This window comes from Bradyrhizobium sp. NBAIM18, assembly GCF_020193825.1.
GTDB classification, from domain to species: Bacteria; Pseudomonadota; Alphaproteobacteria; order Rhizobiales; family Xanthobacteraceae; genus Bradyrhizobium; species Bradyrhizobium yuanmingense.
Genome location: NZ_JADYVO010000008.1, coordinates 54,585 through 73,549 on the forward strand (window position 1 = coordinate 54,585; position 18,965 = coordinate 73,549).

General features: G+C 62.2%; 17 protein-coding genes. 11 read left to right on the forward strand and 6 right to left on the reverse strand.

Going from position 1 to position 18,965, the window contains the following annotated elements; translation table 11 throughout:
- Positions 1-95: 95 nt before the first annotated feature.
- Positions 96-1,070: a quinone oxidoreductase gene (locus I6F17_RS19335; protein WP_225125526.1), complete on the forward strand. Its 975-nt coding sequence runs from the start codon at positions 96-98 to the stop codon at positions 1,068-1,070.
- 159 nt (positions 1,071-1,229) lie between these two features.
- Here the strand turns inward: I6F17_RS19335 and I6F17_RS19340 are convergent, their stop codons facing one another.
- Positions 1,230-1,505, reverse strand: coding sequence for a hypothetical protein (locus I6F17_RS19340; protein WP_225125528.1), 276 nt, complete (start codon positions 1,503-1,505; stop codon positions 1,230-1,232).
- 100 nt (positions 1,506-1,605) lie between these two features.
- On the reverse strand, positions 1,606-2,214 hold the full coding sequence (locus tag I6F17_RS19345) for a S24 family peptidase (protein WP_036045323.1): 609 nt from the start codon (positions 2,212-2,214) through the stop codon (positions 1,606-1,608).
- 155 nt (positions 2,215-2,369) lie between these two features.
- On the opposite strand from I6F17_RS19345, the gene I6F17_RS19350 reads away from it, so the two are divergent.
- The gene (locus I6F17_RS19350) at positions 2,370-2,906 is read left to right on the forward strand and encodes a GcrA family cell cycle regulator (RefSeq protein WP_157283862.1); all 537 of its coding nucleotides are present in this window, start codon (positions 2,370-2,372) and stop codon (positions 2,904-2,906) included.
- A 45-nt stretch (positions 2,907-2,951) separates the two neighbouring features.
- Positions 2,952-3,527, forward strand: a complete 576-nt coding sequence (locus I6F17_RS19355; RefSeq protein ID WP_036007689.1) for a hypothetical protein — start codon at positions 2,952-2,954, stop codon at positions 3,525-3,527.
- A gap of 45 nt (positions 3,528-3,572) precedes the next feature.
- Here the strand turns inward: I6F17_RS19355 and I6F17_RS19360 are convergent, their stop codons facing one another.
- On the reverse strand, positions 3,573-3,929 hold the full coding sequence (locus tag I6F17_RS19360) for a hypothetical protein (RefSeq protein WP_036007687.1): 357 nt from the start codon (positions 3,927-3,929) through the stop codon (positions 3,573-3,575).
- 567 nt (positions 3,930-4,496) lie between these two features.
- Here I6F17_RS19360 and I6F17_RS19365 point away from each other — a divergent pair.
- Positions 4,497-4,682, forward strand: coding sequence for a hypothetical protein (locus tag I6F17_RS19365; protein ID WP_036007684.1), 186 nt, complete (start codon positions 4,497-4,499; stop codon positions 4,680-4,682).
- Between the two features lie 133 nt (positions 4,683-4,815).
- Positions 4,816-5,157: a phasin gene (locus tag I6F17_RS19370; RefSeq protein ID WP_036007681.1), complete on the forward strand. Its 342-nt coding sequence runs from the start codon at positions 4,816-4,818 to the stop codon at positions 5,155-5,157.
- A 287-nt stretch (positions 5,158-5,444) separates the two neighbouring features.
- On the opposite strand, the gene I6F17_RS19375 is transcribed toward I6F17_RS19370, so the two are convergent.
- Together I6F17_RS19375 and I6F17_RS19380 are read right to left on the reverse strand one after the other, a co-directional pair.
- A complete protein-coding gene (locus I6F17_RS19375) occupies positions 5,445-5,762 on the reverse strand; it encodes a cytochrome c (RefSeq protein ID WP_036007678.1) in 318 nt (105 codons plus the stop codon).
- A 532-nt stretch (positions 5,763-6,294) separates the two neighbouring features.
- On the reverse strand, positions 6,295-8,091 hold the full coding sequence (locus tag I6F17_RS19380; protein ID WP_225125530.1) for a POTRA domain-containing protein: 1,797 nt from the start codon (positions 8,089-8,091) through the stop codon (positions 6,295-6,297).
- A gap of 131 nt (positions 8,092-8,222) precedes the next feature.
- On the opposite strand from I6F17_RS19380, the gene I6F17_RS19385 reads away from it, so the two are divergent.
- The 5 genes from I6F17_RS19385 to I6F17_RS19405 all read left to right on the forward strand — a co-directional run bounded on the left by I6F17_RS19385 (position 8,223) and on the right by I6F17_RS19405 (position 17,538).
- Positions 8,223-9,455, forward strand: coding sequence for a FecR family protein (locus I6F17_RS19385; protein WP_225125532.1), 1,233 nt, complete (start codon positions 8,223-8,225; stop codon positions 9,453-9,455).
- 46 nt (positions 9,456-9,501) lie between these two features.
- Entirely contained in the window at positions 9,502-12,243 is a 2,742-nt protein-coding gene (locus tag I6F17_RS19390; RefSeq protein ID WP_225125534.1) for an EAL domain-containing protein, read from the forward strand.
- Positions 12,244-12,584: 341 nt separating this feature from the next.
- A complete protein-coding gene (locus I6F17_RS19395) occupies positions 12,585-13,565 on the forward strand; it encodes an ABC transporter substrate-binding protein (protein WP_036046415.1) in 981 nt (326 codons plus the stop codon).
- A gap of 237 nt (positions 13,566-13,802) precedes the next feature.
- Positions 13,803-15,143: an adenylate/guanylate cyclase domain-containing protein gene (locus tag I6F17_RS19400; RefSeq protein WP_036046399.1), complete on the forward strand. Its 1,341-nt coding sequence runs from the start codon at positions 13,803-13,805 to the stop codon at positions 15,141-15,143.
- A gap of 457 nt (positions 15,144-15,600) precedes the next feature.
- Positions 15,601-17,538 (forward strand): adenylate/guanylate cyclase domain-containing protein, encoded by a 1,938-nt coding sequence (locus tag I6F17_RS19405; protein ID WP_225125535.1) that lies wholly within the window; start codon positions 15,601-15,603, stop codon positions 17,536-17,538.
- Between the two features lie 5 nt (positions 17,539-17,543).
- Here the strand turns inward: I6F17_RS19405 and I6F17_RS19410 are convergent, their stop codons facing one another.
- On the reverse strand, positions 17,544-18,377 hold the full coding sequence (locus I6F17_RS19410; protein WP_050992072.1) for a metal-dependent hydrolase: 834 nt from the start codon (positions 18,375-18,377) through the stop codon (positions 17,544-17,546).
- Positions 18,378-18,566: 189 nt separating this feature from the next.
- Between I6F17_RS19410 and I6F17_RS19415 the strand changes: the two genes are divergently transcribed.
- Positions 18,567-18,755, forward strand: a complete 189-nt coding sequence (locus I6F17_RS19415; RefSeq protein WP_225125546.1) for a hypothetical protein — start codon at positions 18,567-18,569, stop codon at positions 18,753-18,755.
- The last annotated feature ends 210 nt before the right edge of the window (positions 18,756-18,965 follow it).

Consider the following 18,965-nt stretch of genomic DNA (forward strand, 5'->3'; position numbering starts at 1 on the left):
TTACGGCTTCTATACTGTAACGGGCGGACCAAATGCCTATTTCACAGGCCGATCCGGTGTTCGAACTTTCATTTCAACGATAAAGGAGCACGCCCATGACGCATGCCATTCGCTTTCACAAAACCGGCGGTCCGGAAGTCCTGGTCTGGGAGGAGGTCAGCGTCGGCAAACCTGGGCCCGGCGAGGCGCGCATCCGCCACACCGCGGTCGGCCTCAATTTCGTCGACATCTATAACCGTTCCGGCCTCTATCCGGCGCAACTGCCGAGCGGGCTCGGCAGCGAGGCGGCTGGCGTCGTCGAGGAGGTCGGGCCTGGCGTCACCGATCTGAAGCCGGGCGATCGCGTCGCTTATGGCGCCTCGCCGCTCGGGGCCTATTCGGAGGCGCGGCTGATCCCCGCCGACCGGCTGCTGAAACTGCCCGACGGCGTCGACGAAAAGACGGCGGCGGCGATGATGCTCAAGGGGCTCACCACGCAATATCTGATCCGCCAGACCTATCGGGTGAAAGCCGGCGATACCATCCTGCTGCATGCGGCCGCCGGCGGTGTCGGCCTGATCTTGAGCCAGTGGGCCAAGCATCTCGGCGCGACCGTGATCGGCACCGTCAGCAACGACGAGAAGGCGAAGCTCGCCAAGGCGCATGGCTGCGACCATGTCATCATCTATACCCGGGAAGATTTCGTGAAGCGGGTCGACGAGATCACCGGCGGCAAGAAAGTGCCAGTGGTTTACGACTCCGTCGGCAAGGACACGTTCCTGAAATCGCTGGATTGCCTCGCCCCGCTCGGCATCGCCGCGCTGTTCGGCCAGTCCTCCGGCGCGGTGGAGCCGCTTAATCTTGGCCTGCTCGCCCAGAAGGGCTCGCTCTACGTCACGCGTCCGACGTTGTTTACCTACGCCGCCAAGCGCGAAAATCTGGTGGCGATGGCGAATGAGCTGTTCGACGTCGTCAAGTCCGGCGCGGTCAAGATCGAGGTGCACCAGACCTACCCGCTGAAGGACGCCGCCAAGGCGCATGCCGATCTTGCGGCACGCAAGACCACGGGATCGACCGTTCTCCTTGTGTAATGCCCAACGGGACGGTGGCGCGAGCTCTAAAGCGCGATGCGATTAGGATGAATCGTCATCTCGCTTTAGGCTGCTGATTGATCATAATCGTTTCGGAAAACCGCTGCACGCTTTGCGCTAACGCGGCCCTTCAGGTCCGGATCATGCTCTAGGCCTGCGTCACGTCCTCTCGTGCTTGCGCAGATCGCGGACGTGATCGAGGCGGATTGCCTGGAGGTCGACGTCCTCGGGCTCGATCTGTGGGAGGGCCGCCTCGGCCAGGATGGCCGCGGTGACATCTTCGACCGAGTTCTCCACGATCTCGTGGATGAACGAGACGTTCCGATACTCACCCGAGGCGAGGCGGGAAATGACCTCGCGCCGGGTGATTTCGGGATCGACGACCGCCTCGCGGCCCCGCCGTCCGTAATCGATCATCACGACGAAGTATTGCATGAAACGACCCTGCCGCGCCCCATGGTCGGGACGCGGCAGATTATTTCCGAAAATCGGAACTATGTCAAGTGTTATTTCTATTAATCAGAAGCGGCGGCTCTCATTTGCCCTTCTTGCGCGGCCGCGCCGACTTCGCACGCAGCCGCTCAAGCTGTCCCTTGGGCATGGACAGGCAGATCTCCCCGACCCAGTCAAGCTTGACGCCGACGATCGGCTTGGCATTGAAGCTCGTGAGGTTGACCACTGAGGGAGATTTGCCCCGCTCGATGGTCTTCAGATAGCGCTCGCCGGTCTTGAGGCGGACCACTGCCTCTTCGCCGTAGAAGCTCGACAGCGGGTGGCGCTGGTCCTTGTAGACGACGATCACGTCGCCGCTTTCGTATTTGGGCAGCATCGAATCGCCCACGATCTCGAATGCGATCGTCTCTTCCATGATCGGGAAGGGCAACGCGACGTCGCCGAGACCTTCCGGCGGAACCTGTTCGTAGTCCGGCTCGATCACGGCGCCGGCTCCGACGCGCCCCATGATCGGCGCGAGATTGAGCTCGAGATATTCCATGATCGGAATGATCTCCGAGGCCTTCACCAGGCGCTCGCCGCCGAGAATCTCCGAGACCGCGCCGGGCCGCACGCCCATGGCCGCAGCCAGGCCGCCCTTGCTCTTGCCCGTCTTCTCCAGGCCCCGCTCGATCATTGCTACGTCCAACATGGTGATTCCCTCGATTGCGCACCGTCTCGCCTCTTGTAATCCGAAATTCGGAATTGATGCAATTATGAATATCAGAAATACGGCTTGACTCTATATTCGGAATAACGGAATGTGCGTCTCGCCTCCCGGGTGGAGGCGCATCACAGGACAGCAGCATGGAACCGGGCCATTGGCCGTCGGAGCACTCCGACGCGCTTCGCGACTATTTTCACAAAGGCATGTCTTATGCGGAGATCGGAAGACAGATAAACGCAAGGTTTGGAACGGCTTATACGCGTAGCGCGGTGGTCGGCCGCGCCAAGCGGCTCGGGCTCATCGTGCCGCAATGGATGACGAGCCCGGCGCTCGCGCCGCCCTTGCCGGGTGAACCCAGCCTGCTTTCGCCGCGCCGGGTGGCGTGGCCGAGCCTCAATCTGCCGCCGAAGTCCGCCATGAAGCCTGCGGCGCGGGTGAAGTTGCGCTGTGTCGGCATCCAGCCGCGCCTGATCCAATTGGTCGAGCTCGAGCCGGCCGACTGCCGCTATCCCTATGGCGGCGACAAGGACGGTGAGGAGATCACCTTCTGCGGCCACCCGCGCCAGCCGGGCTCGAGCTATTGCGCGCCGCATGGCCGTCTGACGCGCCGTTCCGAGGCTGCGTCGGCGGCCCGTGCCGCAGGCCCGGTCGTGCTGAAGCTGGTCTCGGCGCTCTGACGGTGCCGCCCTCCGTTCAACTCTCAGTCTTGCAAGGAGATCCGAGTGGCTCGTGCCCGACGCAACAAGTCCTACAAATTGGCGCAGATCTACGACCGGCGGTCGCGGGAGGTGCCGTTCAACGCCGAGATCGCGGAGGTGGAGGTCGACAATCCGCTCGCGCTCGATTCCGGCGAGAAGATCCTGGCGATCCGATCGGTCCGCGGCGATCCGCTTGGCCGGCTGCACGCGCACCATCAGATCGACGAGGCGCAGTACCGCGGCGGCCGCGCCTTCCAGAACGATTGGGAGCGGGCGGAGCGCGGCCCGCAGGCGGTGGATACGACGCGCGAATATGTCGATGGGACGGGCACGCGTGAGCCCGTCACCGAAAGCCAGCGCCAGGCGGTGCTGCGGCTCAACAGGATCGAACGAGAGCTCGGCACCGACGGCGCCGCGCTGGTGCACGACGTGCTGGTGCTGGGTCTGACCATGGATCAGGTTGGGCAGCGTCGTGCCGTCCGCACGCAACGCTGGAACGATTACTTCGCGCGGCGTTTTCGCGAATGCCTGGACCGGCTGGCGCTGATCTACGGCTTCGCGACGGAGACGGGAACGGCGCGCGGGGGCCGACGTGGATGATTGCGGAGTGCCGGCGGTCTCGGCCGCCGGCGCTCCGCCCATTGCTTACGGGTGAGGGACGATCTGGTAAGGCGTGGTGTAGGGCTCGACGCGCAGCGAGGCATGGGCCAGCAGCCCGATCTTGGCTGTCGGTGCCTGCTGTAATTCGCCGTTGGGGCCACGATGCACGTTGTATTGCCAGACGGTGAGATCGCCCTTCTGTGCCAGCGCGTGTGCAACGGCGCTCGCATCATTGCCGCCGAGCGCCTGAAGCTCCTGCGCCGACAGTCCGACGACGATTTCGTCCTTGACGGTGACGATCTTGAACAGGTTCATCTTGGTCTCCTGCGCCCATGCGCCTTGTGTCGAGAGGGTGAGAAGCGCGATTGCGGCGCCCTTGATGAGATCGCAGCGAGAAAGCATGCCGTCGTCCTTTTGGTGCTGAGGCGCGCCCAAATCGAAGAGTTTTCAGCCATGGCGCCCGTGTCTGCGTGGCCGTGCCGCAACGGCTTGGTCGCTCGCCCGTGGACGGCGGTTCACGGTGGACCGGCCGCGAGGCCGACTTTCACGCGCTTAATGCAACCGCCGGGACGGATTCAACAAATGCGTGTATCTTGCTGAAGAATCGCCAATTCGTGCGCGCTAACGTGCATTAACATCGGAAACACGACGAAACCCCGTGTTGATTGACAGCAAGAGGGGCTGTGCGTGATTGATGACGCTTCTTGACGCAGGTGGGTGACGGCGATCGATATTCCTGTTATCCGGAAAACGCTGTGGCGCGATGCAGACCAAGCATCGCTATACCCACGGTTGGGCTTGCCGGATGGGTTGTTGCTTGGCATAGTTGCAACCAGATGGAGGCCGTCGTTTGGACGCGGTTCAGCCTGCAACCCGGCGGGTCCCTTCGGCCGAACGTTCGTCGCCATAGTTCTGTTGCGGCGTTCGGTTCTCGAGCGGATCACGACCGATGCTTGTCATAGGTGCGAGATGAAAAACCTCAATTTCGCGGCTGAGCTGCATCTCAAGCTCGGTGTGCCTGCAGGCAGCACCGTGGAAAGTCTGCGCCTGCTCCGGGCCTTCCTGAAGCTCGCGCCGCGACAGCGCTTCGAGGTGATCAAGCTGGTCGAAGATCTCGCCACCGACGAAGCTCTTCCCGAGCACCCCTTATCCTAGAGCCCGGCCCCGCGCCCATCCTGCCCATTTTCCTGCCAGAGCAGGCTCCCCGGCATCGTTCGCCGGAGCGCTGGCGGCTGGATGGCGGTCAGGCAAATGTGGTATTCAGACGGAAAAAGGGAGGAGCGAGACCATGATCGAACCGAAAATCGAAGTTCCGGCCGAACTGCGTGATTTGGCCGAGAAGACCATCGACCAGGCCGAAAAGGCCTTCGGCATGTTCTTTGAAGCGGCGACCAAATCGATGTCGTCCGTTCCGGGGGCGGGGACAGAGGTGTCGAAGCAGGCGTTGGCTTTCACGGAGCAGAACATGAAGTCGGCCTTCGAGCATGCGCGCAAGCTGGTGCATGCCACCGACCTCCAGGAGGCGATGCGAATCCAATCCGATTTCCTCCGCAGTCAGTTCACCAGCGCCGGAGATCACATGCGTCAGATGACCGGCAGTCTCATGCAACCCGGCAAGGGCAAGTCCTGATTTTCGGTCTGTGTACAGCGTGCCCACAAATTGATCTTGTATGACGTGAAGATCCGCGCTTCGATACCGGTGCAGGTCCATGATGGGCCACCGAATGATCTCATTCGCCGTCTGTCATCCTTTCTGCTGATCCCTGCCGGTCCACCGGCAGGGATTTGCATTTGCAGCCTTCGTGCAGCCCGGCGTGACCATCCTTGATGAAGCTCAGACTATTGCTGAAGTATGACCTTCGGAAAAGCGCGCCGCTCGGTTTGCGCGAGCGCGGCCTTCGGCCGCCGATCAGGCATCTAACGCAGCGATGCGATGTAGGCCGCGATATCGCCGGCTTCGGTTCGGCTCAGGGGAAAATTCGGCATCTTCGGGTGCGGATCGAGCAGGAAGAATGCGAGCCTTTCCGCACTGAAATCCGGCCTGCGCGCGACGGACGCAAAGGAAGGGACGTCGGCGCTCGCCTGAGCCTGTCCGTTCGCCACGACATGGCAGCTCGCGCACCAGCGCCTGGCGAGTTCGGCGCCGTGACCGGCATCAGCACCGAGAGCGGACGACGAGCCGAAGCCAGAGACGAGGCCAAGCAGCAGGAAAATCCGTCTCACATGTCGGAGCATAGGGCAATCTTTCTGCATTCGCTTGCGGCTGCCGCGCTCATCCGCAGCAGGATCCTGGAAATTGCGAGAGATCGATGCGAGCGACGATCGAGCGCAGCAGCCTGCGGGTCGAACGATAGAGATGCCGCATGAATGCCGGCACTCTCGCCGCGGGCAGGCCCTTCGGAACAAGGCCTTTCGTACCACGACTTCCGGTATAGTGCGACACGTGTCTCTCCGACAGCATGTGGTTTCTTACCGTGCCGTGTCGGAGCCGCCTTGATCTGCCGCAAAGCGTCCCGGCCAATAGTCGCCCGGGTTCATGATCATTGGGCTCTTCGTATCCGCAGGCGTGAGCGCGCTGCTGGCGCTGTCACGCAGGAAGCGGTCGAGCGTCTCCTCACGATGAGGCTCATCAGCGTCTGTGCCCGTGGAAACTCCGGCCGCGCACTCCGGCATCATTCTGAGGAGCCCGCCTCAAGCGGGAGACTCGAAGGATGGCCGCGGGGAAAAGCTGTCAGGATGCGACATCCCTGCCCGAAGGACCGGGCGGCTAGAGACAGCTCGCCCGGCCGCGTTCGGGGCAGAGCCGGAACGCACTCGACAGCGTGAAAAGAAAGCGTGGGCTGCGACGCTCGTTGTCCGGCGCCCGGTAGCTTAAGGGGACGGCGACGCCGAAATCGGCCTGGAGGTCGTCCGGCAGGAAGAAGCGCACACCGGCTCCGGCCGATGTCAGCGACAGCCCGTCGCTCAGGCGATAACCGTGGTTCCAGACTGCGCCAGCGTCGCCAAAGGCATAGAGCTGGTAGCCGGTCCAGTAGCGGAAATTGAGCTTCTGGTCGAAGCGCAGCTCGAGCGAGCCGGCAAGGCCGTTGTCGCCGCTGATCTCGGCTGCGCCATAGCCACGGCCGAAGGCCGCGCCGCCGAGATAGAATTGTTGCGAAGTGAACAGCGGGCGCGACGCCGTCTGGCTCGCGGCAGCGAGCTTGAGCGACCAGACATCGTTGAGTGTCTGGTAGCGCGTGAACCAGAGGTTCAGGACCGAGAAGTTCGAGGAGGCTCCGTCGCGTGACAACAGATTGTCCTCGAAATGTGAGGCGCCAAAAATGTCCAGGCCCTGACGGTAGGTCAGAGTCGCAAAATTGGTGCCGCCAAAAGGATCCAACAGCCGGTAGTCGGCGGTCAGGCTCGCCGCCCTGATGTGGTCGTTGTACCAGGGCCCGTAAAGGTCATGCTCGGACACATTGCTGAAGGTCGTGGCGGCGGTCAGCGTGAGCGTGGAGGATTGCGACTGCAACGGGACCATGCTGGCACGCAGCTCGAACGCCTGGGTCGTGGTGATGTCGCTATCGAGCCGGCGCATATCGCCCGGCCTTACCGCGCTGTACAGCACGGAAGCACCCAAGCGGACACCGTCGACGCCGACGGGCGCATCGTACGACAGCCGTGCGAAGCCGAGCTGGCGGGGGTCGTTGGCAATGGTCGACAGGTTGACCGCCAATGCATCGCCGGGCGTGAGGTAGGAGTTGAACGCGCCGGTGGCGTAGGTTTGCCAGGGACCGACCGACGAGGATCCGAGATTGTCGAGGCCGAACGAAGAGAAGACGTGCCAGGTTTTCAAGTAGATGGTCAGGCGGAAGCGGCCCGTCGTACCGCCGATCTCCTCCAGCGCAGTGTCGGTGATCCGGACGCCCGGCCTGCCATTGATCAGGAAGAGCTGGCGTTCGAGCGTTGCCAGTCGCGAAGGATGTTCGGTCAGAACCGGCGCCAGCATCGGCCTTATGCCGAACCGCTCTGCACCGTCGCCCTTCAACTCGGCCTGCACGATCGCACCTTCCAGGACCTGAATCCGGACACGGCCGTCGGCGATGTCTTGTGGTGGCACGATGGCGCGGCTCAGATGAAAGCCGGCTTCGCGGTAGAGGTCGCTGATGGCGCCTGCGATCGCGGCCAGATCCGCCTGCGAGACCTTTCGGCCGAGATAAGGCTGGTAGACAGCGGCGATGCGATCAGGGGAAACCGCATGGGCGCCGCCGACGCTGACGCCGCGCAGCACGAATTGCGGCTTGGTATCGCCGCCCGTCGTGGGCTGTCCAACGCTCGGCAACCGGACCGGCGGCCGGCCGAGCGATTCCTGCTCGGTCTGGTTATCAAAATATTTCTCGGGCTGGCGCGGATCGAAGCCCGGCTGGTTCGCCTGTTGAGCGAGTGCCGCTGGAGTCGCCGCGAAAATTACTGCCGCCGACACCAATGCGGTAAGGAGATGCCGCGTCTCACCGCGCGCGGCGACTTTGTCTCCGTAGTTCGACGGAGGATCCGCCACGGGGCGGTAAGGGTTCGTTAGCCGCATGATTTTTCATAGGTTTTTATGGTCAACGATTGGTTAATCCGGCCGCTCCGCTGGCCGCTTTCCGATAATCCTCTCTTGAGTGATTTCGGATACCCCTCAGGCTTGGCTGTAAACGCGGGCTGAGGATCATCATGTTCGGCAGAGTTGGAATGCGGCGCGCCCTGGCGGCGGCGCTGATCCTGGGAACGGCCTCCAGCGCATTCGCGGCGGACGACGGTGTGTGGTCCGTCAGCAAATCCTCGGGCGAGGTCTGGCTTGCCACGAGCGGCGCCCAGCAGGTGTCGTTGACGTCAGAAGGAACGCTGAAACCTGGCGATACCATTCGCACCGGTCGCAACGGGCGCGTACTCCTCGTCCGCGGCGAGGAAACGATCCTGATCTCTCCCAATTCGGTGGTGGGCCTGCCGGCCGAGAAGAAGGACGGCCTGTCGACCACCATCATCCAGCAGGCGGGTTCGATCCTGCTCGAGGTCGAGAAGCGCAACGTCAAGCATTTCGAGGTCGAGACGCCCTATCTCGCCGCCGTGGTCAAGGGAACGCAGTTCAGCGTCACGGTCGGTGCCGGTAGCACCAAGGTCGGCGTGCTCCGCGGCCAGGTCGAAGTCTCCGATTTCAAGACGGGACAGATTGCGCAAGTGATGCCCGGACAAGCGGCCACCGTCTTCGAACACGGCAAGCCCGGTCTCAGCCTCAGCGGTGCGGGGACGCTCAATCCGATCGAGCAGGGCAAGCCCCGTGCACCCACGATCGAGCGTGTCCCAGTGCCGAAGTCGGGCCTGTCGGCGCCGCGCCATGCGGCCAATGGCCATGCCATCCATGCGCTCGGCCCGGTCGACAAGCAAAGCAAGGCGGCCGGCGCACCCAAGGCCTCGGGGCAGGCGGCCGGGGGGCATGCCCCCAAGGCAGGAGCCGTGCGCATTTCGGCCGCGCTGGGAGAGGTCAAGCTGAACGTCCACAAGGCGACGCGCGGCCTTGCGCACGGCGGCGTTCCGCCGGGGCAGGCACGTAACGCGAATGCCGGGGGCGACAGTCAGACGGTCTGGAACGATGGCAAGACAAGCCCGGCTGCATCCAACGGCGCGGCAAGCAGCGGTGCCGCCAGCGCGAACGCCACGATCGCCGCAACGACGGCCGGCGCATCCAGCGATGCCCCGCGAGCAAACAACGGAAAGGACGGTGGCAACGGTAATTCGGGTAACAACAACGGCAACGGCGGCAACAGCGGCAATCAAAACAATAGCGGTAACGGCGGCAGCAACGGTTACGGTAACAGCAGCCATGCCGACAACGGCGCCACCGGCAATGGCAGAGGCAACAACGGCAACGGCCACGGAAATGGCAGCAATGGGTACGGCAGACGCTGAACTCTAGGTGGACGCGTCCGTCGGGCGGGTGTGGGGGGAGGCTCGGGTGAAACGCTACCGGCCGCATGTTCTTGTCGTGATCGCGCTCGCGGTGGTGTTGTCCACGGGCTGGCACGCTGCGCTTCGCAATGCGCTCACCGATCTTCGATTCAAGTGGCAAACGCGTGCGGCCACCGGTGACATCGTCGTGGTCGGTATCGATGCGCCGTCGATCGACCAGATCGGAGTGTGGCCCTGGCCGCGGCGTCTCCATGCCGAAATGCTGCAAAGGCTGGAAGCGGCAGGCGCGCAGGACGTTGCCTTCGATGTCGATTTCAGCACGCCGTCGGATCCCGCCTCCGACGCGGCCTTCGCCAAGGCATTGCGAGACGTCGGCGGTTCGACGATCCTGCCATCCTTCAAGCAGCCGACACCGAGGGGCGGCCCGGCTCACGTCAACCGGCCGCTGAAGTCGTTCAGCAACCAGTCGTGGCCGGCCGTCGTCAATGTCGCGATCGAATCCGACGGGCTGGTTCGCCGCTATCCGTTCGGCGAGAAGCTCGGCGACGCTTTCATGCCTTCGATGGCCGTCGTGCTGGCGGATCAGGACGCCAATCGGCGACCGCCCTTTCTGATCGATTTCAGCATTCGCGCGCCCTCCATTCCCGCCGTCTCCTATGTCGACGTGCTGCGCGGCGATAGCGCCACGCTCGACAAGCTGAAAGGCAAGAAGGTCATCATTGGCGCCACGGCGCTCGAGCTCGGCGACCGCTTTAGCGTTCCCAACGGCAGGATCATCTCAGGGCCAGTCCTCCAGGCCCTCGCCGCTGAATCGATCCTTCAGAACCGGACGCTGCGCTGGACCTCCGATATCGGCATGGTGCTCGGGCTCGGCGCAATCTGCCTGCTGATGATGTATTCGTGGCGCCGCGTCGCGCCAGGACTTCGGGTCGCAATCCTCCTCGCAACCGGGGCGGTGGTCGAACTGGCCGCAATCCTTGTGCAGGCAAGATGGCCCCTGGTCATCGATACGTCGCTGTTCCACATCGCCATCGTCGCTTACCTGACCGCGATTGCGCTCGACGAAATCGACTTCCGCAGCCTGCTCGGACGCATCGCCGAGAGCCGCTTTCATCGCATCGCGATGTCGCTCGGCGACGGGCTGGTCTGCACCGACGAGGATCACCGCATCACGGTCTGGAATCCCGGCGCGAGCGCGATTTTCGGCTACATGCCGGCCGAGATCATCGGCCGCCCGTTCGAAACGCTGTGCGCTTTGCCGGCACACGCCGGCGCAAGGCCATCCATGCACGACGCCGCGCGCCAGGCGCTTCTGGTTCCGGGCGGCGCCGTCGTCGTCGAGTTCGAAGGCCGGCGCAAGAACGGCGAAACCTTCCCGGTCGAGGCGAGCTTCTCGGGCTGGCAGGGAACGGACGGCTTTCAATATGGTGCCATCCTGCGCGATATTTCTGTGCGCAAACGTGAAGCCGAACGCATTCGATATCTCGCCGAACATGACGCGCTGACGGGGCTGGCCAACCGGAACATGCTGCATGTGGGCCTGACCGATCTGATCGCCGCGGCGGAGCGACGGTCTTCGAGCGTCGCGTTGCTCGTGCTCGGGCTCGACGGCTTCCAAGAGATCAACAACATGCTAGGCCACTCCGCCGGCGATCTCGTGCTGCGCGCGGTCGCCGAGCGGCTGCGGAGCGAAGTCGGTGGCAAGGCGATCGTCGCCCGGCTCAGCGGCGACGAATTTGCCATCGCGATCGATTGCGCAGAGATCACCGAGCCGGTCGCGGCGGTGACCGAGCGAATCGCGCGTGCGTTCGAAGCCCCTCTCGCAACCGGCACGCGCCAGCACCGCGTCAAGACCAGCGTTGGCGTCGCCGTCTATCCTGAGGGCGGGAGCAACGCCGATGATCTCCTGAGCAACGGCCATCTCGCGCTGACGAAAGCCAAGGCGACCAGGCGCGGCGGCCACGTCGTATTCGAAGCCGCGATCCGGCAGGAGCTCGAGAACCGCTTGAGGCTGGAGGGCGAGCTGGCGCTTGCCGCCGATCGCAGCGAATTCGAGCTGTTCTACCAGCCGCAGGTTCGTCTGATCGACGGCAGCCTGGTCGGAGCCGAAGCGCTGATCCGCTGGCGGCATCCGGTGCGCGGCTACGTCTCGCCGGCCGAATTCATGCCTGTCGTCAACACCTCTGCGCTGTCGGAGCGGATCGCGAACTGGGTGATGGAGACCGCCTGCCGCCAGGCGCGAGCTTGGGAATTGTCCGGCAACGACGTGCGCGTCGCGATCAACCTCTCTCCCTCGCAGCTTCAGTCCGGCGACCTCGCGCATTCCGTTGCAGCACTGCTCGAAGAGACCGGGCTGACGCCGTCGCTGCTCGAGATCGAAGTCACCGAAGACATCCTGCTGCATGACGGGCGCCGCGTGCTTGAAATGTTCAAGCGAATTCAGGAGCTCGGCGTCCGGATCCTGTTCGATGATTTCGGCACCGGATATGCGAGCCTGAGCTATCTGAAGAAATTTCCGCTCGACGGCCTCAAGATCGACCGGTCGTTCGTCTTCGGTCTTCTGTCGAATTCCGACGATGCCGCCATCGTCGGCTCGACCATCGGCCTCAGCAAGCAGCTCGGTCTCACCGTCGTCGCCGAGGGCATCGAGAACCGCGCAACGGCCGACTTCCTGGTCAGCATGGGATGCGAGGAAGGGCAGGGCTATTTCTTCGGCCGTCCGATGCCCGCCGAGGCATTCGAGAAACAGTTCCTGGCGGCTGAACTCCAGACTGTCAGCGCCGCCTGAGCGAGCGGCTTTGGCCTGCGCGTTGACACCAGCACTCCGAATGGAGGCTGGTTGTCTTGGCGAGCACCGTCGCGCGGGTCAACATCCGGTATTCAGCGTCCAGTGACGGTGCCCACATTCCTTGCTTCCCGCGAGTTCGCATCGCGATCTGAGCGCGGAAATGCGCCACGGGGATTGGCCTCGCATGGTCTGCTTTCGAAAGCTGAGCGGAAAGGCCTCTTGAGGTTGCGCAGGGCAGCTTTTGACCCAACTCGGACATCGGACCGCGGCGAAGTCGGTTTCATCCCTACCAAAACGCTGGCCTCAGTCATATGATGCCGTCGTCTGCGGTTGAGGTAGGTATGAGGCGCCGGGATTTGCTTGGTGCTCTTGCTGGTCTGGTGGCCGTGCGGCCGGTAACGGGCCGCGCGCAGCAATCCCCTCGATTGCCAACCATCGGGTTCTTGGGTCAGAGCACCCCTTCGGTCGAGCGCCAACGGCTTGCCGCATTCTTGAAGCGACTGAGTGAACTCGGATGGATCGAGGGGCGAACAGTCGCGATTGAGTATGCGTGGGGCGAAGGAAACAGTGAACGCTTCGCTAAATTTGCGACGGATTTCGTTCGGCTTAGAGTCGATGTCATTGTAACCTCGGGGACCGCAAACGTTATCGCGGCGATGCAGGCAACATCGGTTATTCCGATCGTGTTCGCGGTGGCGGGAGACCCAGTTGCAAACAAACTGGTTGCGAGTTTGGCGAAACCTGGCGGCAACGTCACGGGCCTCTCGACGGTAGCAACCGATCTTGCCGGCAAGCGCCTAGAACTTTTGCGCGAGGCCATACCAAGTCTTCGGCGTTTGGCAGCTATTGGGAACATTGGCAATTCCTTGTCTGCACTGGAGCTTAGTGAAGTGCAAGCGGCGGCGGCGAGGCTTGGTCTTGAGACCGACATCCTCACAATTCGTCAAGCAGAGGACATCCCGTCTGCCTTCGAGGCGCTAAAAGGTGGTGCAGGGGCATTGTATATAGTTGCCGATCCGCTTGTGAATACCCACCGCGATCGGATCCAGACTTTAGCAATGGGAGCGCGACTGCCAACAATCTACAACGCCAGAGAGCACGTCGAAGCGGGTGGCCTCATGTCTTATGGGCCGAATTTTACGGATTTGTATCGCCGCGCTGCCGAATACGTCGACAAGATTTTGCGTGGAGCAAAACCCGCTAATCTTCCGGTGGAGCAGCCGGCCAAGTTCGACTTCGTCGTAAACTTGAGGACCGCCAAGGCCCTCGGCCTAGCTTTGCTGCCGTCGATGCTTGCCCGCGCAGATGAAGTGATCGAATAGAGCTGTTGTTTGCTGCGGTGCATGAGTCCGTTCATGCCCCATCGTGTCACATTGGTGAGCAAGATCGGCCGGACCGGTCGCGTTTGACCCGAAACGCACATCGCGGCCGCACCTGGTTCCCCAGTCGCGCCGGTACTTACGGGTGGGCGGCAGCCAAATTCTCCACCGAATTTCGCTAGCCTGACGCGGAATGAGGTGCGACACTCGCGCCCGCGGTTTGTCACGCAGTAGGCCACCATGGCTGACATCCCGGCCACTCACTATGTCAAAAGTGACGACGTCCATATTGCCTATCAGGTGATGGGCGACGGTCCGCGCGACCTGCTGTTCGTCCCAGGTTTTGTCTCCAATGTCGAAGCGCTCTGGCAATCGCCGGCACGCGCTTCCTTTTTCCGCAAGCTTGCAACGTTTGCGCGGGTCATCACGTTCGACAAGCGCGGCACCGGAATGTCCGATCGCGGTTCCCAGATCTTCACGCTTGAACAGCGGATGCACGACGTGCAGGCGGTGCTGGACCAGGTTGGTTCTCAGCGGGCCACCTTGTTTGGCGTGTCCGAGGGCGGTCCGATGTCGCTGCTCTATGCAGCTACGTATCCCGAACGCACGTCAGCTCTGGTGCTTTGTGGCACTTATGCGCGACGCTCGTGGGCCCCTGACTACGCATTCGCGTGGACCGATGCGCAGTGGAGCGCTTTCCTCGATGACATTGAGCACCATTGGGGTTCGGCAGATGCGATGAGTTTGCTGATGTGGGCGCCTAGCCTCGCTGGCAATAAGCAGGCACTTGAGCAAACCGCCGCCTACTTCAGGGCCTCGGCAAGCCCAGGCGCGGCATCGGCGATTATGCGCATGAACCGGGAGATCGATGTCAGGGACATCCTACCCGTGACGCGTGTGCCGACCTTGATTTTGCATCGCACCGATGAGCGCGTCATTGACGTGAAGCATGCGCGCTACATGGCGCAGCAGATTCCTTGCGCCAAACTGATTGAGCTCAGCGGTCAGGACCATATGGTCTGGGTTGGCGATCAGGATGCAATTATCAATGAGGTCGAAGAGTTCGTCACCGGGCATCGGCAAGCAGCGGAGCCGGACAGGGTGCTTGCAACTGTGCTGTTTGTCGACATTGCGGGATCGACGGAGCGCGCGGCCGCTCTCGGCGACGGCGCCTGGCGCGTGCTGCTGGATGCGTTCTATGCCAAAGCTCGGGGCGTGCTCGGCCAGTATCGTGGCCGCGAAGTCAATACCGCCGGCGACGGTTTCCTTGCCACGTTCGATGGCCCTGCGCGCGCTGTGCGTTGCGCAAGCGCAATCGGCGACGCGGTGCGCCCACTCGATCTGAAGGTCCGTTGCGGTTTGCATACCGGCGAGTGCGAATTCGTCGCTCACGATATTGTTGGCATTGCCGTGCATATTGGTGCACGTGTGGCGGCGCTAGCTGCCCCGGGTGAAGTTCTGGTCTCACAGACGGTTCGCGATCTCGTGGCAGGCTCCGGATTGACGTTTGAGGAGCGCGGCCGCCACATTCTCAAAGGCGTGCCCGACAAATGGCGTCTGTTCCGTGCGGTAACGACCTAGCACGTCTTCACCCGCCATGCGGTCAACGCACCGATGACCGCTTTTGGCCCACCGCTGACTTCGCCTCTTAGGCTCGCAGCGTCCGCTTCCGAGGGCTGAGGGGAAACCGTCGCCGGAGCCGCCGAGGGCAGCCTTTGACCCAAAGCCGACCTGCCGCAATGGAATGAATGCAGACGACAAGGAGCTGCCCGAGCCAACACGGCCTTACTCGAACGTACCCGGCTAGGCTTTCCTGCCTGACGACGGATCACCGGTCGGACGTCAGCGACTGGGGTCCGGACGGAGTACATCAGTCCTGATTCAAGCCGGTCCAAGTGTCAGCGGTGGCGTCCGCTGGGCGTCGACTCGCCGGACAGCCGACCCTCAGGTACCAAAGCCTCGCTTCGTACCCCGCTGTGCCTTGAAACCGTGCATCTCAAGCTGCAGAATTGCCAGGCACCCCAAAGGCTGACGATGCATGCCGCTGCGGCAGGAACAACGGGTTGAGCGGCACCTTGCCGCGATTTTTGCGGCGGACGTCGCGGGCTACTCGCGATTGGTAGGCCTGGACGAACTTGGCACCTTGAAAAGCCTCGCCAGCGCGCGTGAGGTCATGGACACTCTCATCGAGGAGCATGGGGGCCGGATTGCCAACACTGCGGGGGACAGCGTCCTGGCGGAGTTCCCGAGCGCGGTCGATGCCGTTCAATGCGGCGTTGCGGTCCAGGGTCGACTGCTAGAAATGGGACGAGAGATCGCTCGAGACCGGCGTGTCCAGTTCCGGATCGGTATTCACGTGGGGGATGTCGTAGCGCGCGGGCGAGATCTGCTTGGAGATGGGGTCAATGTCGGCGCGCGGCTCCAAGAAGTCGCCGAGCCAGGGGGCGTGTGCATCTCGGGCGCCGTCTACGAGCAGGTCCACAAGGCGCTCCCATTCTCTTTCAAGAATCTGGGTTTAAAAAAACTCAAGAACATCGACCGAGCGGTCCAGGCCTACGCTGTTTCGAGCGAGAGCCTGGGTTCGGCGCGGGCGGGCGTCGCCGACCCGACCGCGCACGATGGCGCGTCGCAGCGGGCGCGAAGCATTGCTCTTGCTGGGATCGCCGTCGCTCTCCTGGTGCTTGCGAGCACGGGCGGAGCCGTGTGGTGGATGGGGGCCCAGCAGCGAGGCGGGGTGCAGAACGCGGGCGACAGCACCCCGGTGCGGTCCGACAAGCCCTCAGTTGCCGTGCTGCCGTTCTCGAATCTCAGCGACGACAAAGCCCAAGAATACTTCTCGGATGGGATTACCGATGACGTGATCAACGAGCTTTCCAAAGTGGCCGGGCTCTTCGTCGTCGCCCGCAACTCCACCTTTACCTTCAAGAACACTGCCGTGGACGTGCGAAAGGCCGCTGCGGATCTCGGGGTCCGCTACGTCGTGGAAGGCAGCGTGCGCCGAGCCGCGGACCGGATTCGCATCAACGTTCGACTGGTCGATGCGGCGAGCGGCGGGCAGCTCTGGGCAGATCGCTACGAGGGCGCGATGGGAGATGTCTTCGGGCTGCAAGACGAAATCGCCGGCAAGATCACGCGAACATTGGCGGTTCAGTTGACATCCAAGGAGGAGGGGCAAATCGCCACCAAGCGCACCGAAAACCCGGTGGCCTACGACGAATTCCTGAAGGGTTGGAACAGGTACCTTCAGCAGAATCCGAAGGCCGCGCGCGAGGCGATCGGCCACTTCGAGCGAGCGATCGAAATCGAGCCGAATTACTCTCGTGCTTTTGCTGCGCTCGCGGCCACATACTGGCAGATTGCAAGGAGACAATGGCAGGAAGAGAGGTTCGGGCTAAGATCGGTGCACGATGCGCGCTTGAAGGCTGAAGAGTACATCACAAAAGCACAACAGTCTCCGATTTCCCTCAATCATCAGGTCGCTTCGGCCATTCTGTCTCAGCAAGGAATGCACGAGAAGGCGATCAAAGAGGGAGAGCGAGCAATCAGCATGGATCCCAACGACGCGAACGCCTACGTCGCGCTCGCTGGAGCGTTGAGCTTAGCCGGTCAGCCCGCCAAGGCACTTGAGTTCGTCCTCAATGGCATGCGGCTCAATCCATTCTCCCCACCTTCTTACTTTTATGAACTCGGATTGGCCCAATTCGGGTTGGAGCAATTTCAAAGTGCAGCGGCAAGCTTGGAGCGGGCTATCGCTCTCAATTCAGACGACCGATGGGCTTATCGTGTGCTTCTCGCCGCCTACGGCCATTTGGGCCGGAAAGCGGACGCTGAACGGATCTTTTCGTTGGCCGAGAAGAATCGACAGGGACTAGACCCACTCTCTATTCGAGGAACTGCTTTCTGGTATCCCTTCAAGGATTCAGCGGATTGGGAACGCATGGCGACGGGCCTTAGACTCGCCAACGTGCCCGATTAGCGGCCTCAAAATCTCATTACCTGACCTGGGGCGACGTCCAAGACCTGGACACTAGTAGATCCTAAAGCTTTCTTGAATTCGGCCGGGGTTCGGTTCAGCACCGGAAAGGTGCCGTAGTGTATTGGTATCACCGCTTTCGGCTTGATCAGCTCCCGAACCGCGTAAGCGGCTTCGTCAGGCCCCATGGTGAAAAAGCCCCCGATGCACACCAGCGCGAGGTCCGGGTTGTGGAGCTCCCGAATGAGCGCCATGTCGCCAAAGGCGCTGGTGTCGCCCGTGTGGTAGACCTTGAAGCCGTTCTCCATCTCAATCACGTAGCCAACGGAAACTCCGGCCCCTCCGCCTTGCCGGATGGATGCTGACTGGTCAGGGTTCCTTATGCCGAGAATATTGTAGTCGAGCGACGAGCTGTGATCGGCCGGCACCATATGGATCTTGACGCCCCGGCCGAGCGGCTCGGCCATGCCGCCCCTATTCATGGCAATGACGTTGTTCTCTTCAAGGAGACCCAGCGCGACAAGATTTCGTCCGAACTCGTAATTGGCAAGAACCTTGGCGCCCGTCAGACGGGCCAGATCGAGGAGATCGGAAATATGATCCTGGTGGCCGTGCGTCACTAGGATCAGGTCCACTTTTCCAATCGCCTTCAAGTCCCGGTACTCAGGCGGCGTCTTCGGGTTTCTGGTGAGGAAGGGATCAATCACTATCACTTTGCCGGCGACACTAGTGATGCGGGTCGTTGCGTGCCCAAGCCAAAGCACTTCCACCGGTTGGGCTGCGGGATAGCCCGGGACGATCACGAGAAAGAAGCTCACAAAGAGAGCCCACTTGGCTTTCATTGGAAACTCCGAACAACCGCTTCTGCTTTCGTGATTACTCTATCACGGTATTCGACGGAGTCGCACGCGATCCGACTGAGAGCCCCGCGGAACTTGGAACCATGTTCAGACGATCTAATTGGAACGTTGTCCATCCCAGCTGAGGACCAGCGGTTTCTTGGCAAGCATCTTGATGAGGGAGGAGCCAAAATGGACGACGAACGAAAATCATCAAAAACAGGGGAACGGGCCGCTGAAGGCTTGCGCGAAGCAGCTTCCAAGGAGGAAGAAAAAACCGAGAGCAAGATGGGGCAGGATCTAGCTAAGGGCGCTGATCGTTTCGAAGAGCGCTCGAAAAGCTCCGATGGAAGAAGCGCAGGCGAGAAACAAAAAGACTGAATCCACCAGCAGACCCGTCCCGGCTTTCCGGCTTTCTGACAGAACGCACCCTCAAACGACTGCGCGGCGTGTACGCATAAGGCGATGATCTGCCTGCGCTGGCTATTCGTGCCAAGGAAAGGGGCGGCTCGCGCGTGAAGCGCGCTTATGACCCCACGGCAGACGTTAGGCTGTTCGCGTTGGCAAGTTGCTCAAGCAGCCGTGCTGCTG

Coding starts and splice junctions, on each gene's coding strand:
- I6F17_RS19335 (WP_225125526.1), top strand. CDS start 96: ATGACGCATGCCATTCGCTTTCACAAAACCGGCGGTCCGGAAGTCCTG.
- I6F17_RS19340 (WP_225125528.1), bottom strand. CDS start 1,505: ATGCAATACTTCGTCGTGATGATCGATTACGGACGGCGGGGCCGCGAG.
- I6F17_RS19345 (WP_036045323.1), bottom strand. CDS start 2,214: ATGTTGGACGTAGCAATGATCGAGCGGGGCCTGGAGAAGACGGGCAAG.
- I6F17_RS19350 (WP_157283862.1), top strand. CDS start 2,370: ATGGAACCGGGCCATTGGCCGTCGGAGCACTCCGACGCGCTTCGCGAC.
- I6F17_RS19360 (WP_036007687.1), bottom strand. CDS start 3,929: ATGCTTTCTCGCTGCGATCTCATCAAGGGCGCCGCAATCGCGCTTCTC.
- I6F17_RS19365 (WP_036007684.1), top strand. CDS start 4,497: ATGAAAAACCTCAATTTCGCGGCTGAGCTGCATCTCAAGCTCGGTGTG.
- I6F17_RS19370 (WP_036007681.1), top strand. CDS start 4,816: ATGATCGAACCGAAAATCGAAGTTCCGGCCGAACTGCGTGATTTGGCC.
- I6F17_RS19375 (WP_036007678.1), bottom strand. CDS start 5,762: ATGCTCCGACATGTGAGACGGATTTTCCTGCTGCTTGGCCTCGTCTCT.
- I6F17_RS19380 (WP_225125530.1), bottom strand. CDS start 8,091: ATGCGGCTAACGAACCCTTACCGCCCCGTGGCGGATCCTCCGTCGAAC.
- I6F17_RS19385 (WP_225125532.1), top strand. CDS start 8,223: ATGTTCGGCAGAGTTGGAATGCGGCGCGCCCTGGCGGCGGCGCTGATC.
- I6F17_RS19395 (WP_036046415.1), top strand. CDS start 12,585: ATGAGGCGCCGGGATTTGCTTGGTGCTCTTGCTGGTCTGGTGGCCGTG.
- I6F17_RS19400 (WP_036046399.1), top strand. CDS start 13,803: ATGGCTGACATCCCGGCCACTCACTATGTCAAAAGTGACGACGTCCAT.
- I6F17_RS19405 (WP_225125535.1), top strand. CDS start 15,601: ATGCCGCTGCGGCAGGAACAACGGGTTGAGCGGCACCTTGCCGCGATT.
- I6F17_RS19410 (WP_050992072.1), bottom strand. CDS start 18,377: ATGAAAGCCAAGTGGGCTCTCTTTGTGAGCTTCTTTCTCGTGATCGTC.
- I6F17_RS19415 (WP_225125546.1), top strand. CDS start 18,567: ATGGACGACGAACGAAAATCATCAAAAACAGGGGAACGGGCCGCTGAA.